The sequence below is a fragment of the Streptomyces sp. CC228A genome (assembly GCF_021390935.1).
Classification (GTDB): Bacteria; Actinomycetota; Actinomycetes; order Streptomycetales; family Streptomycetaceae; genus Streptomyces.
Map to the genome: position 1 here is coordinate 410,475 of NZ_JAJPUI010000001.1, position 15,374 is coordinate 425,848.

The 15,374-nt window shown below is 76.2% G+C and carries 9 protein-coding genes and 2 pseudogenes; 4 read left to right on the forward strand and 7 right to left on the reverse strand.

Annotated features, from left to right (window positions below; genetic code table 11):
- Window positions 1-107 precede the first annotated feature (107 nt).
- Window positions 108-2,466 (forward strand): annotated as a pseudogene (locus tag L6E17_RS01840) (TIM-barrel domain-containing protein).
- 345 nt (window positions 2,467-2,811) lie between these two features.
- Here the strand turns inward: L6E17_RS01840 and L6E17_RS01845 are convergent.
- A complete protein-coding gene (locus tag L6E17_RS01845; protein ID WP_236239029.1) occupies window positions 2,812-3,339 on the reverse strand; it encodes an NUDIX domain-containing protein in 528 nt (175 codons plus the stop codon).
- Window positions 3,340-3,383: 44 nt separating this feature from the next.
- Here L6E17_RS01845 and L6E17_RS31330 point away from each other — a divergent pair, with 44 nt between their 5' ends.
- Window positions 3,384-3,560: a hypothetical protein gene (locus L6E17_RS31330; protein WP_374108975.1), complete on the forward strand. Its 177-nt coding sequence runs from the start codon at window positions 3,384-3,386 to the stop codon at window positions 3,558-3,560.
- An 11-nt stretch (window positions 3,561-3,571) separates the two neighbouring features.
- On the forward strand, window positions 3,572-4,240 hold the full coding sequence (locus L6E17_RS01850) for a M15 family metallopeptidase (RefSeq protein ID WP_374108976.1): 669 nt from the start codon (window positions 3,572-3,574) through the stop codon (window positions 4,238-4,240).
- A gap of 45 nt (window positions 4,241-4,285) precedes the next feature.
- On the opposite strand, the gene L6E17_RS01855 is transcribed toward L6E17_RS01850, so the two are convergent.
- The 4 genes from L6E17_RS01855 to L6E17_RS01870 form a co-directional block, all read right to left on the reverse strand.
- Complete coding sequence (locus L6E17_RS01855) at window positions 4,286-4,894, reverse strand: ATP/GTP-binding protein (protein WP_236239030.1); 609 nt, start codon at window positions 4,892-4,894, stop codon at window positions 4,286-4,288.
- On the reverse strand, window positions 4,875-5,309 hold the full coding sequence (locus tag L6E17_RS01860; protein WP_236239031.1) for a DUF742 domain-containing protein: 435 nt from the start codon (window positions 5,307-5,309) through the stop codon (window positions 4,875-4,877). The genes L6E17_RS01855 and L6E17_RS01860 overlap by 20 nt, the downstream gene beginning before the upstream one ends.
- A gap of 11 nt (window positions 5,310-5,320) precedes the next feature.
- Window positions 5,321-5,749, reverse strand: coding sequence for a roadblock/LC7 domain-containing protein (locus tag L6E17_RS01865; protein WP_236239605.1), 429 nt, complete (start codon window positions 5,747-5,749; stop codon window positions 5,321-5,323).
- Between the two features lie 238 nt (window positions 5,750-5,987).
- The gene (locus L6E17_RS01870) at window positions 5,988-8,774 is read right to left on the reverse strand and encodes a nitrate- and nitrite sensing domain-containing protein (protein WP_308315808.1); all 2,787 of its coding nucleotides are present in this window, start codon (window positions 8,772-8,774) and stop codon (window positions 5,988-5,990) included.
- Window positions 8,775-9,117: 343 nt separating this feature from the next.
- On the opposite strand from L6E17_RS01870, the gene L6E17_RS01875 reads away from it, so the two are divergent.
- The gene (locus L6E17_RS01875; RefSeq protein WP_236239032.1) at window positions 9,118-9,525 is read left to right on the forward strand and encodes a hypothetical protein; all 408 of its coding nucleotides are present in this window, start codon (window positions 9,118-9,120) and stop codon (window positions 9,523-9,525) included.
- A gap of 123 nt (window positions 9,526-9,648) precedes the next feature.
- On the opposite strand, the pseudogene L6E17_RS01880 reads toward L6E17_RS01875, so the two are convergent.
- Together L6E17_RS01880 and L6E17_RS01885 are read right to left on the reverse strand one after the other, a co-directional pair.
- Window positions 9,649-14,336 (reverse strand): annotated as a pseudogene (locus L6E17_RS01880) (hypothetical protein).
- A 69-nt stretch (window positions 14,337-14,405) separates the two neighbouring features.
- A complete protein-coding gene (locus tag L6E17_RS01885) occupies window positions 14,406-15,320 on the reverse strand; it encodes a hypothetical protein (protein WP_236239033.1) in 915 nt (304 codons plus the stop codon).
- Window positions 15,321-15,374 lie beyond the last annotated feature (54 nt).

Genomic DNA, 15,374 nt, shown 5'->3' on the forward strand with positions numbered 1-15,374 from the left:
CAGGGTTCTCCCCCCATGGCCGGGCGGCCGGGCATGGGGCGCCGCCACGGGTGAACGGCTGTTGAACGGCTCCCCCGGGCGGCTTCCGCAGTGGCAGGGTGAGCGGCATGGACGGTCGTGAGCTGGTGCGTTCGGTATGGGTGTTCGGCAGGGTGCGGGGGCTGCGGGCGATGCGCTCGGTGTGGCGGCAGCGGCGTGCCGACGCGGTGGGGCTGCCGCCGCGGGGGCGGGAGCGGGCGCGGGTGCCGGGGCGGGTGGTGGGTGCGGAGCCGGTGCCGGGGGTGGCCTGGTGCGGTTCGAGCGGGCGGAGCTGCGGGTGCGGGTGAGTGGCGGGGGACGGTGTTCTGGGGCTGGGACGGGGCGGGGCCGCTGCCGTCGTACGGGCTGGCGGGTGAGGTGCCCGAGCCGGACGGCCGGGCGGTGCTGGAGCCGGACACGGACGGCGGCTGGCGGGTGGTGGCGGAGCGGGTCACGGTGGGGATCTCGCGGAACGGGGCGGTGGAGGTGTGCACGCCGGGCGGCGTGGTGCTGCGCCGGGAGCTGCCGCCGCGCTGGTGGGAGCCGGAGGGCGGGGGTCCGGCGCGGTGGGTGCAGCGTTCGGAGGTGCCGGCGGACGCGCGGTTCTTCGGGCTCGGGGGGCGGGCTTCGGGGCCGCGGCTGCGGGACGGGACGTACGGGTTGTGGAACACCGACCCGCGGGGGCGGATCGGGCCGGAGACGGACCCGATGTACATCACCATGCCGGTGCAGTGGGTGGTGGCGGACGGCGGGACGCACCTGGCCTTCTACGACAGCACGTGGGACGGGCAGGTGGCGCTGCGGGAGGGCGCCGAGGGCGCGGGCTCGGGGCTGGACCGGCCGGGGGTGAGCGAGGTCCGGATGAGCGGGGGTCCGCTGCGGTGCTGGGTGGTGGTGGGGTCCCCGGCGCGGGTCCTGCACTGCTGGACGCAGTTGACGGGGGCTCCGGCGGTGCCGCCGTCGTGGGCGCTGGGGCCGCAGCACGCGCGGTGGGGGTTCGGCAGCGCCGAGGAGGTGCGCCGGGTGGTGGCGGGGTACGGGGAGCGGGATTTGCCGCTGTCGGTGCTGCACCTGGACATCGACCACTATGACGGGCACCGGGTGTTCACGGTGGACGGGCGGAACTTCCCGGATCTGCCGGGGCTGGCCGCGGAGCTGCGGGGGCGCGGGGTGCGGCTGGTGTCGATCGTGGACCCCGCAGTGAAGGCGGAGCCGGGCGGGGCGGTGTACGAGGCGGGCCGCCGGGTCGGGGAGGGCGGGGCGTACGTGCGGGACGCGCGGGGCCGGGTGGTGCGGGGGGTGGTGTGGCCGGGTGAGTGCGTGTATCCGGACTTCACCGATCCGGCGGTGCGGGAGTGGTGGGGAGGGCTGTACGAGGAGCGGTTGGGGCAGGGCTTCTCCGGTGTGTGGCACGACATGAACGAGCCGGTGTCGTTCGCGCCGTTCGGGGACATGACGCTGCCCCGGTCGGCGCGGCACTCCCTGGAGGGGCGGGGCGGGGACCACCGCGAGGCGCACAACGTGTACGGGCTGTCGATGGCGCGCGCGGGGTACGAGGGCCTGGTGCGGCTGCGGCCCGGCGAGCGGCCGTTCCTGTTCTCCCGGTCCGGGTGGGTGGGCATGCAGCGGTACGGCGGGACGTGGTCGGGTGACGTGGCGACGCAGTGGCCGGGGCTGCGGGCGTCCCTGGCTCTGGTGCTGGGGCTGGGGTTGTGCGGGGTGCCGTACTCGGGGCCTGACGTGGGGGGTTTCGACGGGCACCCGTCGGCGGAGCTGTATCTGCGGTGGTTCCAGCTGGGGGCGTGGCTGCCGTTGTTCCGTACGCATGCGGCGATCGACGCGGGGCGGCGGGAGCCGTGGGAGTTCGGTCCGAAGGTGCTGGAGTACGCGCGGGCGGCGCTGGAGGAGCGGGAGCGGTTGCGGCCGTACTTCGTGACGCTGTCGTGGCTGGCCCGGTCGACGGGTGCGCCGTATGTGCGGCCGCTGTGGTGGAGCGCTCCGGAGGAGCGGGAACTGCGGGACTGCGAGGACGCGTTCCTGCTGGGGGACGCTCTGCTGGTGGCGCCGGTGCTGACGCGGGGTACGGACCGGCGGGCGGTGCGGCTGCCGCGCGGCCGGTGGTACGAGACGGTGACGGGCCGGGTGCACGAGGGGCCGGGGCAGGTGCTGCTGGAGGCGCCGCTGTCGCGGATCCCGGTGCTGGCACGGGCGGGGTCGGTGGTGCCGGTGCGGAGTGAGGACGGCGGCGCGGTGGAGTTGGAGGTGTGGGCGCCGGCCCCGGGCCGGACGGGGGGCGGTGTGGTCGTCCGGGATCCCGGTGACGGGTGGGGGCCGGTGGAGGTGGAGCGGTATGTGACGCGGTGGGTGAAGGGTGAGGTCAGGGTGGAGCGGATGACGGAAGAGGGGGCGGTGGCGGTGGAGGAGGGGGTGCGGGTGCGGGGCGGCTGATCGACTGACCGCCGGGAGGGCGCGGCTGCCGGGCTGCGGTGGCGTGCGGCGGCTCGGGCGCCGGGTGGTGGGGGCCGGGGCGGGGTCCGGGTCCGGTGGTCGCCGTGCTGCCGGTCGTTGAGGCTGCCCCCGTGGCGGGGGGATTGGCGGACCCGGCGCGGCGGCGTGTGCGGGGGCCGGGCGCGGTGGCGTGTGCGGGGGCCGGGCGTGGTGGTGACATGGGCGGGACCCGGGCACGGTGGCGTGTGCGAAGCCGGGCGCGGTGGCGTGTGCGGGGGCCGGGCGCGGTGGCGTGTGCGCCGGGTCTCCTCCGCCGGCAGGAGCCGCCGGAGGGGTACGGCGGTGTCAGCTGCCGGTCGGCGACGGTGCGGGCGCGTAGACACCGGCGAACCACCTGCGGGCCGCTTCCGTGTGCAGCGGGAAGCACAGGGGCGCGGCGCTGCGCAGGAGGTGGTAGCCGGTCGTCTCCGCCGTGGGCCGGGGCTGCGGGAGGTCGGTGGCGGGCCGTTCGGGCAGGAGGCCGAAGAGGAGCAGGTGTCCGCCGGGCGAGCTCAGGGCGTCGGCGAGGCGCACGTCGCGGGCGTCGGCCTCGATGCCGGTCTCCTCGTACAGCTCGCGTGCCACGGCGTGCCGCCAGTCCTCGGCGTGGTCGACGAAACCGCCGGGGAGGGCGGTGCCGCCCCGCTGGGGCTCGATGGTGCGGGTGACGACGACGAGACCGGTGCCGTGCCGGTCCGAGACCGGGAGGAGGGCGACGGCGACGGGCAGCGGGTTGCGGTAGGCGACGGCGCCGCAGGCGGGGCAGGTGCGGGGCCAGTCCGCGGCGGGGTCGGGGTGGGCGGTGCCGCAGTCGACGCAATGGGTGGTCTTCACGGGGGTGACTGTAGTGGCGGGACCGCCGGGGGTAGGGGGTGTGCATGACACGACGTCAGGGTGCCGTCGCGACGGCGGTGCGTGAGGCGGTGGCCGCGCTGGCGGCGGTGCGCGGGGCGGTGGCCGCGCTGGCGGCGGGGGCGGCCCTCGCCGTGGCCTGCGGTGCGGGGGCGCCCGCTGCGCAGGCACGGCCGGAGCGGCGGCGCCGCCGCAGTTCGTGACCCTGCGGTCGGTGGACCCGACGGTCCTCCAGGACATGCGCTACACGACGGAGCACAACTTCGTGGGCCGGCCGGTGGAGGGCTACCGGCAGCCGGTGTGCCTGCTCACACGGCCCGCCGCGGAAGCGCTGGGCCGCGCGCAGGCGGGGCTGCTGCGGCGGGGCTACGCGCTGAAGGTGTACGACTGCTACCGGCCGCAGCGGGCCGTCGACCACTTCGTGCGGTGGGCGGAGGACCTCGCGGACGAGCGGACGAAGGCGGAGTTCTACCCGCGGGTGGAGAAGGCGCGGCTGTTCGCCGACGGGTACATCGCGGCGCGGTCCGGGCACAGCCGGGGCTCGACCGTCGACGTGACGCTGGTGCGGCTGCCGTACGTGCCCGCCCGGCCGTACGCACCGGGTCGACCGGCGGTGGACTGCGCGGCACCGCCAGGGCAGCGGGTCCCGGACGGATCGGTCGACATGGGTACCGCGTTCGACTGCTTCGACCCGCTGTCGCGCACCGACGACCCGCGGATCCAGGGGGAAGCGCGGGCCCACCGGGACCTGCTGCGGGCGGCCCTCTCCGCGCAGGGGTTCGTGAACCTGCCGGAGGAGTGGTGGCACTTCACGTACCGGCCGGAGCCGTTCCCCGACACGTACTTCGACTTCCCGGTGGCCCGCCGGTCGGTGCTGCGGTGACCGGGGCGGCGCGGGCCGGTGAACGGCGCCCCGGGGCGGCGCGGGTCAGGTGACCGGCTCCGCGGCGGGGGGCGCGGTGAAGGTCAGGGCGTGCTGGACGAGGGTGACCAGCACCTCCTTGACCGACGCGCGGTCCCGGGCGTCGCACAGGAGGAGCGGCACGTCCGCGTCGAGGTCCAGCGCCGCCCGCACCGTCTCGGGCGGGTAGCGGTCGGCGCCTTCGAAGCAGTTGACGCCGACGAGGAAGGGGAGGCGGCGGCGCTCGAAGTAGTCGATCGCGGCGAAGGAGTCCCCGAGGCGGCGGGTGTCCGCGAGGACGACCGCGCCCAGCGCCCCCTGCGCGAGCTCGTCCCACAGGAACCAGAACCGGTCCTGGCCGGGGGTTCCGAAGAGGTACAGCACGAGGTCGTCCCGGAGGGTGATCCGGCCGAAGTCCATGGCGACCGTGGTCGTCGACTTGGCCTCGACGCCGTCCAGGTCGTCGACGGGCCGGCTCGCCTCGGTCAGGTGCTCCTCGGTGCGCAGCGGCCGGATCTCGCTCACCGCCCCGACCAGGGTGGTCTTGCCCACCCCGAACCCTCCCGCGACCAGGATCTTCAGGGTCACCGGGTCGACCGGCGGCGGACCCATGCGGCTAGAGCGCCCGAAGGCCATTGATCACCTCACGCAGAATGCTCGCATCCGGCAGTTCCGCCGGAGGTACAGGACGGGTCACGTGGACGAGCTCCTCGTCGAGGAGGTCGCCGACCAGCACCCGGACGACCCCGACGGGCAGGTCCATGTCGGCGGCGAGCTCGGCGATGGAGCGGGGGCAGTCGACGCACCGCTCGACGATCTCCACGTGCTCCGGGGACAGTGCCCGGTCGCGGCCGGGGTCGTCCGCCGCGGGCTCGGGGACGACGACCGCGATCAGGTCGAGGCGGTGCCGGGTGCAGCTGCCGGTGCGGCCGCGGGTCATCGTGTACGGGCGGACCACCGGTCCGGCGTCGTCGTCGAACCAGTGGTGGACGTCACCGCGGTGGCGGCCCGGGCCGAGCTGCCCCGGCTGTCCTCCCGCTGCGTCGTTCACGGCACCCCGCCTCACCCGCCGGCGGGCAGTCCGCCGCGGGGGGCGGTGCCGAGGTGCGCACCGACGCGCTTGACCATGAGCGTCATCTCGTACGCCACGAGGCCGACGTCGGAGTCGGCGTCGGCGAGGACCGCGAGGCAGCTGCCGTCACCGGCGGCGGTCACGAACAGGAAGGCCTCCTCCAGTTCGACGACGGTCTGGCGGACCTGGCCGGCGTCGAAGTGGCGGCCGACGCCCTTGGCGAGGCTGTGGAAGCCGGAGGCGACGGCCGCCATGTGCTCGCTGTCCTCGCGGCTGAGGTCCTTGGAGGCCCCGGTCGGCAGGCCGTCGCTGGAGAGGACCAGGGCCTTGCGGACGGAGCCGACCCGCTCGACGAGTTCGTCGAGGAGCCAGTTCAGCTCGCCGGGTGAGTTGGGTACTGCGGCGTTCGGTGCGGTCATCGACCGTTCCCCTCCGGTGTCGTTCCTGGTGCGTCCTCGCGGCGGGCCCGCTGCCAGCCGCGCTGCATCGCGCTCATGCGGAGGCGTACTTCTTCCGCGTCGCGATCGGTGTCGTGCCCCGTGGCGGGGGTCGGGCGGGCCGGCGCGGCGGGGCGCGGGGCGTCGGCGCGCTCGGCGGGGTCGCGCAGCTGGGGGACCAGGCTCGCCTGGCGGACGCGGCGGGGCAGGCCGCGGAGCGTCAGGGTGGCCTCGCCCGGCTCCGGCTCACTCGTGGCGGGTGCGCCGGGGGCGGGGCCGACGGGCTCGGGACCGGTCCCGGTGGGTGGCGGCTCGGCGGGCGGGTGGGTGTCGCGGGGCGCCGTCCGGGCGCTGTCCCCCTCGGGGGAGGCGGGGCGGTCACCGCGGTCCCGGCGGCCGCGCCGTGTGGGGAGCGGCTTGAGGGCCGGGAGTGGCACGGCAGCCTGGCCCGGGCGCCGGAGCGGCTCCTGCGCCTGCGCCGGCTCGGCGGGCGGCCGGGCCGCGTCGTCCGCGTACGGCTCCGCCGCCGGACGCTGCTCGGCGTGCGCGTGCGGCCCGTGCGCCTGCGGCTGCGGACCGGCGCCCTGCGGGGCCGGGTCGGCATCCGGCAGCCCGGTCCGCGGGATCTGGGGCAGGTCCAGGCGGCGGCCGTGCCGGGCGATGAGCATGGGCTGCTTGCGGCGGCGGGGCAGCGGTACGGGGGCGGCCAGGCGGTCCGCGCCGGCTTCCGCTGCTCCGGGCGCCGCGCCGTCGCCGCTCCGGTGCCGCTCGGACTCCGCCGGGCGCAGGGCGGGGCGCGGCCGGAAGGGACCCGGGGCTCGCCGGCGGCCTGACCGTGGCCGCGGCCTCCGGGGAGGGTGCCGTCCCAGTCGTCTTCCAGCTCGCCGAGCAGGCCGAGGGGCGCACGCGGTTCCACCGGTTCGCCGAGTTCGACGGGGCCGTCCAGGACGGCGGCCTCCAGGGCCTTCCTGCGGTCGGGGCCGTTGCGGCCGGTGTCGTCCCGGCGGTCCTTGCCGGGGCGGTCCTGGGCGGCGCGGTCCAGGCGGAAGCCGGCGCCCTCGGTCGCCGGGGCCTCGGTGAGGAGGGCCGCCGGGATGAACACGACGGCGGTGGTCCCCCCGTACGGCGAGGGCTGCAGCGAGACGCGGACGTTCTGGCGGCGGGCGAGGCGGCTGACGACGAACAGGCCGAGCCGGTCGGTGTCGGACAGCTCGAACTCGGGTGTCTCGGCCAGCCGGAGGTTGGCGTCGAGCAGGTCCTCGGCCGGCATGCCGAGGCCGCGGTCGTGGATCTCCAGGGTGAAGCCGTTCGCCACCCGCTCGCCGACGACCTGCACGGCGGTGTGCGGGGGCGAGAAGACCGTGGCGTTCTCCAGCAGTTCCGCGACGAGGTGCGTGAGGTCGGCGACGGCGGGCCCGCTGACGCCGATGCGCGGCAGGCGGCGCACCTCGATGCGCTCGTAGTCCTCGACCTCGCCGACGGCTGCCCGTACGACGTCCATGAGCTGGACGGGCCTGCGCCACTGGCGTGAGGGCGCGGCGCCGGACAGGATCACCAGGCCCTCGGCGTGGCGGCGCATCCGGGTGGTGAGGTGGTCGAGGCGGAAGAGGTCGGCGAGCTCCTCCGTGTCCTCGGTGCGCCGTTCCATGGCGTCGAGGAGGGTGAGCTGGCGGTGCAGGAGGACCTGGTTGCGGCGGGCGAGGTTGACGAAGACCTCGGAGATGCCGCGGCGCATGTCGGCCTGCTTGACGGCGGCTTCGACGGCGGCGCGCTGGAGGGTGTTGAGGGCCTTGCCGACCTGGCCCATCTCGTCCCTGTCGAACTCCAGGCGCGGGACCTCGGTCTCGACGTCCACGTGTTCACCGGCCGCGAGGCGGCGCATGACGCTGGGCAGCCGCACCCCGGACAGGTCCTGGGCCTCCTTGCGGAGCCTGGTGAGGTCGCGGACCAGGCCGCGGCCGATGCGCACGGACACGACGATCGAGGCCAGGAGGGCGAGGGAGCCGAGGATGCCGGCGGCACCGGCCTGGAGCAGGATGCCGTGCGCGGCGGGTTCGACGCGTTCCCGGTAGCGGGCGCCGGCCTGGGTGTTCTCGGCGGCGAGCCCGCTGAGGACGGCGTTCGCGGCCTGCTCCCAGCGCACGGTGTCGACGACGCGCGCGGGGTCGCCGGTGGGGCCGGCGGTGATGACGGACTCCTCGGCCTCGCGCAGGGGCTGGGTCACGGGTTCGCGCCAGAAGAGCTGGAAGACCTCGCGCTCGGCGGTCGGCAGGATCTCCAGGTTCACCTCGTACAGCTGCTCGCGGCGTGCGACGAGGTCGGAGAGGAGGCGGACCTCCTCCGCGGTGAGGCGGTTGCTGATGAGGGAGGACACCATCAGGGCGTCCTCGCGGGCGACCATCTCGCGGGCGCGGGCGAGGCCGACCAGCGCGCGGGCCTGCTTGTCCATCTCGACGTCGTCGAGCGTGTGGAGGTGGACGAGGAAGGTGTAGCAGGGGTCGATGAGCCGGTTGTAGAACTCCAGCGCCTGGATGCGGCCGACGGCACGGGTGTCGACGGAGCGGCGCAGGGTGTCCAGGCCGTCCAGCGCCTCCATGAGGGAGGCGAGCCGCCCGGCGGCGGCCCCCTCCATGGTGTCGGCGACCCGGGGGTCGCGGGCGTCGGCGCGCAGCGCGTCCAGGGCGCGGTCCGTGGCGGCGCGGTGGCGGCGCAGGGTCTCGTGGGCGTCGGCGGTGCGGGGGTCGGCGAGGTAGACCAGGCTCTGCCGGCGCTCCTGCTGGATGACCCGGACAGTGCCCTCCAGGGGGTGTCCGACCTTTTCGAGGACGTGGCCGACGTCGAGGAGGCGGCCGGCCTCGCGGCTGGTCAGGTAGGTCGCGAAACCCCAGAGGGCGGTGAGGGAGACGAGGGGCACGAGCAGCAGCGCCACGATCTTCCTGCGGATCGACTTCCCGCGAAAGCGCATGGCCTCCCCCAGCTCGCACCCGCCTCCGCCGCTCGTTGGCACGCTCCGGGTGTACACATCAACGCATCAGCAAACTTGCGCGAGCCTACTACTGACGGTCAGGCAACCCGAAGGTGCCTGCGTGTCTTTGTGGGACGGGGAGCAGGGCGTTGTTCTGGGGTTGTCCCGGTATCCGGGGAGTTGGCGGGCAGGGCTGTGGCGGAGACCACCTGGCCGGATCCCGCGGGAGCGGGGACAGCTCGGAGCGCTGGGGCCGGTGTTCCGGGAATCTTCCTGTCCGGTCATACGTCTTCTTGTACGGGGGCAGTGGGATCTGTCGGCGTAAATCAGCTCAAGACGGGCAGCCACTTACTCCTGAGGAGAGTCCGGTGGGGAGTGAGGCGTGATGAACAGGGGGCGGCGTGAGCTGTGGGTCGAGGAGCCGGTGGGGCGGCGCAGGCTGCCCGACCCGGTCCGCTCGGCGGCGGTACGGGCGGTGCTGGTCATCTCCCTGACGCTGATTCAGGCCATGATGGCCTGTCTGCTGGCACTGGCCGGCTCGTGGCTGGCGTTCCCGGTCATGCTGGCCGCGGTGGGCAGCACGGTGGCGGCCACCTGGGCGGCGCTGGACGTGTGGGTGACGCGGCAGGTGTGGAAGCAGCGGTACGGCGTGGTCTCGGAGCCCAGCAGCACGGCGCGGCAGCTCCGCAGGGAGCGCCGCAGGGAGCGGCGTGCCGCGCGTGAGGCGGCGCGGATACGGCCGCGGTCTCCGCAAGGCGGGCATGCGGGGGCCGGTGAGCTGTCCCAGGTGTGAGTGGACTGGGCCCGGCCCGGGTGGGGCGCGTGCCCGCCGGGGCGGGTGCGCCCGCCCGGGCCGGCGCTCCCCGGCGCAACCGGCCGCGGAGCGCCGCGGCCGGTGCCCGGCGGAGGGCCCGCGTCAGGAGGCGGGCTGGGGCGGCGGGTCTGCCGGGGTGCGCCGGAACATGCGGGTCGCGGTGATCTCGCCGTGGATCTGCTCGCCTTCCGGGCGGGGCTGCGGCAGGCCCGGGCGCAGGTGCTCCTCGACGCTGATGTACTTCAGGCCCGCCCGCAGGTCGGCGTCGTTCCGCAGCCGGATGACCAGCGGGAACTCGGCGAGCGCGGTGGTGTCGAAGAGGCCCGTCGTGTAGAGGAGCTGGACGCCCAGCGCATCGGACACGGCGCGCTGGAGTTCCAGCAGGTACGTGGCGTTGGCGCGGCCGATCGGGTTGTCCAGGAACAGGGTGCCGGCGTGGCGGTGCTTGTCGCGGCCGCGGTCGTTGCTGCGGAGCGCGGCCATCGTGCAGTAGAGCGCGATGGCCGCCGTCAGCAGCTGGCCGCCGGAGAACACGTCGCCCATCTGGCCGACCGGCACCCGCTCGGCGCGCAGGACCGCGTCCGGCTTGAGGATCTCCACGGCGACCCCCTTGGGCTGGAGTGCGGCGTGGACGCCCCGCAGCAGCAGCGACATGCCGTCGCGGCGCAGGTCGGAGTTCTTCTTGACGGCGGCGCGGGTGGCCTCGTCGATGACCTCGCCGAGCCGTTCGACGAGCGTGGCCTGGTCGGGCTCCTCGAAGCGGATGCGCAGGAACTCCTGCCCGGACCACTCGCCGAGGCCCTCGGGCAGCCGGGAGAGCCGCTGGGCCGAGCGGAGGGTGGTGAGCGCGGACTCGACCAGGCCGCGCAGCCGGTCGATGATCGAGTCGCGGTTGCGTTCGAGCTGGGCCAGCTCGTCGGTGAGGACGCGCAGGCGCGGCGCGAACGCCTCCGCCCACTTCGCGGCGTGCTCCGGCAAGGCGGCGGCGGGCAGTTCGCGGATCTGCTGCCGCGCCGGGGTGCGGACCTGCTCGTAGCGGGTGGAGTTGGCGTGCCGTACGAGGACGTCGCAGGCGTCCCGTACGGCGGACTCCGCGGCGGACAGGTCGGCGGCGCAGCCGCGCAGGGAGCGGCGGGCCTCCGCGGCGGCCTTGCGGGCGTCGTCGAGGGAGTCGGGGTACGGGGCGGGCTGCTGCTCGTCGTCGTCGGCGTGCTCGCGCAGCAGGTCCCGCAGCAGCGCGGCCAGTTCGTCGAAGCCGCCCGCGGACTCCTCCGCGGTGCGGTGGGAGCGCAGCAGCCGGGTGTGGGCGTCCCGTGCGGCTTCCAGCGCGTCGGTGCGGGCGGCGAGTTCGCCGGTGGCGGTGCGCAGCAGCGTCTGGGCCTGCTCCGCGTCGGCGGGCACCAGGTCCTCCGGCAGCTCGGTGTGCGCGTCGCCGTCGACCGGGGCGAGGCGCTCGGCCTCGCCGCGCAGCCGGCCGAGTTTCTCGCTGGCCTCGGAGGTGCGCGACTCCAGCAGCTGCACCAGGGACTCGGCGCGGGCGGCGGCGGCCTGGCGGGACGGCCCGTCGGCGCCGTCGGGGCTCTCCAGGAGCTGGGCGGCCCGGGTGCGGACCTTGTTGGTGAGCCGGTCGAGCTCGGCGTGCGCGGCGCTCTCGTCGCTCTCCGCGCGGGCCTGCTCGGCGCGCAGGTCGGCGCCGACGCCGACCTTCTCGTACAGCTGGGACGCGGCGCGGTACGCCTCGCGCAGCGCGGGGGGAGGGGCGCGGGACGCCGCCGTCGAGGAGGGCGGTGCCGTCGGGCTTGTCCTCGGGGAGGTCCTCGTGGGCACCGGCGATCTCGGAGCGCTCGGCGCGCAGGGCGCGGGCGGTGCGGTGGGCGTCGTCGGCGGCGCGCTGGGCGGCGCGGCGGTCCTCGTCTGCGGCGCGGGCCCGCTCCAGGCAGGTCTGGGCGGTGGCCTCCGCTTCGGCGGTCTCGTCGGCCAGTTCCCGCAGGCGGACCTGCCAGGTGGCGCGGTCGCGCAGCCGGGAGGCGAGGCCGGCGAGGGCGTCGGCGGCGCGGCGGGCGCGCTGCGCGGCCTCCTGCCGCTCCTCCCGTACGCGGGCGGTCTCGGCGGCGGCCTCGTCGGCCTCGGCCCGTACGGTGCGGGCGTCGGCGAGGGCCGCCGCGGCGGCTTCCGCGGCCTCCCGTGCGGAGGCGGCCCCGGCGGCGAGTTCGCTGAGCATGCCGGGCGGGCAGTCGGCGCGCCACGACCCGATGCGGGCGGCCAGGGAGCGGTCGCCGGCGAGGCGGGCGGCGAGGGCGCGGATCTCCTCGTCGCGGGCGGCGGCGCGGGCGCGCAGGGCCTGCCGTTCCTCGTCGGCGGCGTGCTCGTCGTGCATGGCCGGGTTCGGCGGGATGAGGAACACGTCGCCGCTGTCGTCGGCGGACTGCGGGACGGGGGCGAGGAGGGCGGCGGCGGTGCCGACGGCGACGGCTGAGCGCGGCAGCAGGGCGGCGCCGGACAGCACCTCGCGGGCCCGCGTGTATGAGAGGGGGTCGGTGACGACGACGCCGTCGACGAGTTCGGGGCGCGCGGCGAGGACGGCGGCGTGGTCGGCCGGGTCGACGGACTGGGCGAGGTAGCGCCAGCCGGGGAGCGCGGGGATGCCGTGCTCGCCGAGGAACTCGACGGTGGCGAGCACGTCGGGGCCGGGCGGGAGGAGTCCGCCGTCGCCGAGTGCGCCGAGGATGCGGGCGTCGTCGGCCGCGGCGGTGCGCAGGTCGAAGAGCTTGCGTTCGGCGGCGGTGACGGTCTGGTCGAGGAGGTCGCGCAGTTCGTCGGCGTACTGGTCGAGCTCCTCGGCCGTGAGGGGGCCCTCGGCGGCACGCGGTGCGGGCTGCGGGGCGGGGGCTGCGGGTCCGCCGGGGTCGCCGGTGCTCTGGCGGGGGAACCGGGGGTGCGGGCGGCGGCCGGCAGGCTGAGCAGCTCGGCGAGCCGTTCCCCGGCGGCGATGGCCGCGGCGGCGCGCCGTTCGGCCTGGTAGGCGGCCTGGGCGGCGTCCGCGGCGTCGGCGGCGCGGGCAGCGGCGAGTTCGGCGCGGGACTCGTCCGCGGCGGCCTCCCGGGCGCGGTCCGCGGCGAGGCGGGCGGCCTCCCGGGCGGTGTCCCAGGCCGCGACGGCGGTCCTCTCCGCGTCGCTGGCGGCCAGGGCGGCGCGGGCCGGGTCGGCGTCGGGCGCGGTGTCGTCGAGCCAGCCGCCCGTACGGCCTCGGCGGTCTCCTGTTCGACCTCGGCGAGGCGCTGGCGCAGGTGGCCGGCCTCGCTGCGGGTGCGCTGCGCCTCGGTGGCGGCGGCGGTGGCGTCGCGGTGGGCGGCGTCGGCGGCCTCCTGGAGGGCGGCCGAGCGCTCCTCCTCCTCTTCTGCGTGGCGCTCGCCCTCCTCGGCGGCGGCCTGGAGGGCGCGGACCAGGTCGCCCGCGGCCTTGGCGCGGGCGGCCAGGGCCGGTGCGGCGTCCCGCTCGGCCTCGCGGATGGCGGCGGCCACGCGGGTGGAGCGGTCGGCTGCGGCGCGGTGGCGCAGGACGACCTCGGTGGCCTGCCAGGCGGCGTGCAGGGTGCGGGCGTCGATGAGCTCGCGGCGCAGGGCGGCGGCGTCCTTCTCGGCGGCGGCGAGGGCGAGGGAGGCGTGCCGGTAGGCGAGTTCGGCGGCGATGCGGGAGCTGTGGGCGCGGGCCTGCTCGGCTCCGGTGACGGCGTGGGCGGCGGTGCTGACCTGCTCGGCGAGTTCGGAGGCACGGCCGCGCTCCTGTGCGGCCCTGGCGGCGAGGCGGCGGGCGAGGGTGCGGGTGCGGCGTTCGGCTGCCGCGTGGACGTCGCGGGTGCGGGAGCGGCTCGCGGACGCCTCGACGATCCGGCCGAGGAGGTCGACGGAGCCGGCCGTGAAGTCGCGTTCGGCGGTGAGTTCGGCGCGGCGGCCGAGCTTGCTGCCGAAGCCGCTGACGAGGTCGGCGAGGCCGTCGGTGTCGCGGGTGTCGGTGACGGCGCGCAGCAGCAGGTCGGTGAAGTCGGAGTCCTTCTTGACCGCGAAGAGGCCCGCGGCCTCGCCTTCGTCGGCGTTCATCTCCCGCTGGTAGCGGAAGAGTTCGGGGTCGAGGCCGAGGTCGCCGAGGTGTTCGTTCCAGCGGTCGTGGACCTCCTCCCAGTACACCTCCAGGTGCGGGTACGCCTTGCCCGCCTCGGTGAGGGCGTCGCGGAAGCCCTTCATGGTGCGGCGGCGGCCCTGGGCGCCGGAGGCGCCTTCGGCGGTGGGGCGCACGGCGGTGGCCTCGGCGACGGGCAGGCTGTCGAGGCTGAGGCCGGGGCCCGGGCGGAAGGAGTACCAGGCTTCGGCGAACTTGCGGGGGTCGTTGGAGACTTGGCGGCCGCGCCACTCGCTGACCTTGCCGACGACGACGAGCTCGCCGGTGAGGGTGTGCTGCCACTCCAGGGCGACGTGGCCGCAGTCGTCGGCCAGGAGGAACTTGCGGAGCACGCCGGAGCTGGCGCCGCCGAGGGTGTTGCGGTGGCCGGGCAGCATCACGGAGAAGATCAGCTTCAGGAGGACGGACTTGCCGCCGCCGTTCTCCAGGAACAGCACTCCGGCGGGCGCGGGGCGGCGGGGCGGGCCGACCGGCTCGTCCTCGAAGAACTCCGCCTGGGCGGGGGCGGGGTGGGGCACGGGCGCGCCCACTCCGCGCAGGTCCAGCACGGTGTCGGCATAGCGGGCACCGGCGGGTCCGATGGAGTAGAGGCGGACCCGGGACAGCTCGTACATGGCGGCGGACTCTCGTGGTGGCGTGCGGTGGCGGTGGGGCGGACGGGGGCGGGTGCGGGTGCGGCGGGCTCAGCCGTGGAACGGGAGGCCGGCGTCGGCGACCAGGTCCAGGTCGTCGCCGTCGGGCGGCGGGACGAGCGTGGCGGAGCCGTCCGAGACGGGGACGACGCCCAGGTCGAGGAGTTCGGCCATGGCGGCGTTGCCCGCCATGTCGCGGACCTGGAGCTGGTAGCGGGCGGTGGTGCGGTACGTGCCGCCCGCCTCGTCGCCGGTGCGCTGCAGGAAGCCGGAGTCGGTGAGGAAGGCCATGGCCTTCCCGATGATGCCGGTGGTGGATCCGGCGAGGCGGCGGGCGTCCTTGGTGGCGCCGGTGGCGCTGCGCCGGGTGTAGACGCGCCAGGCGGCTTCGAGGCCGGGGGCGCCGGTGGCGGGGTCGGTGTTCTCACCGGACTGCTCGGCGCGTTCTTCGAGGCGCCGGCAGGCCTGCCGTACGAACGCGTCGACGCCGTGGACGGAGACGCGGCCGATGTACGTGTCGTCGGCGAGGTCCTCGGGGCGCGGGAAGGCCAGGGCGGCGACGGCGAGGTGGGCGAGGCCGTGCAGGAAGCGGTCGGCGGAGTCGGCGGAGGCGCGGCGGGCGTAGTCGCCCATGCGGACGGCGAAGACGGAGTCCTCGTCGGCGGTGACGGCCATGCCGGCGCGCGGGGAGACCTCCAGGACGACGAGCCCGAGGCCGGTGGCGACGGCGTCGGCGAGCCGGGCGAACGCGGGGTCGTCGCGGTAGCGGCGCAGCAGTTCGGCGTACTCGGCGTCGCGGGCGGGCAGCAGCCTGGGCTGGAGCCCGAAGGAGACCAGGCGGGCCGCGTCGGCGGCGTCGGCCGGGGTGACGGCGGCGTGGGCGGTGCCGGGCGCGGCGGGTTCGGGCGCGCGGGTGTCGGCGTCCGGATCGCTCCACGCGTCGGGTTCTGCGTGGTGGTCGCTCACGGCGGGGGCTCCTTGGTGCGGTGCGGTGCGGGTACGGGGTGGGGCTCAGGGGGC

What these genes read in the sequence shown, in the direction of transcription:
- L6E17_RS01865 (WP_236239605.1), bottom strand. Translation starts at nt 5,749, where the DNA reads ATGACCGCACCGAACGCCGCAGTACCCAACTCACCCGGCGAGCTGAAC.
- L6E17_RS31330 (WP_374108975.1), top strand. Translation starts at nt 3,384, where the DNA reads ATGACACGACGTCAGGGTGCCGTCGCGACGGCGGTGCGTGAGGCGGTG.
- L6E17_RS01875 (WP_236239032.1), top strand. Translation starts at nt 9,118, where the DNA reads ATGAACAGGGGGCGGCGTGAGCTGTGGGTCGAGGAGCCGGTGGGGCGG.
- L6E17_RS01855 (WP_236239030.1), bottom strand. Translation starts at nt 4,894, where the DNA reads ATGGCCTTCGGGCGCTCTAGCCGCATGGGTCCGCCGCCGGTCGACCCG.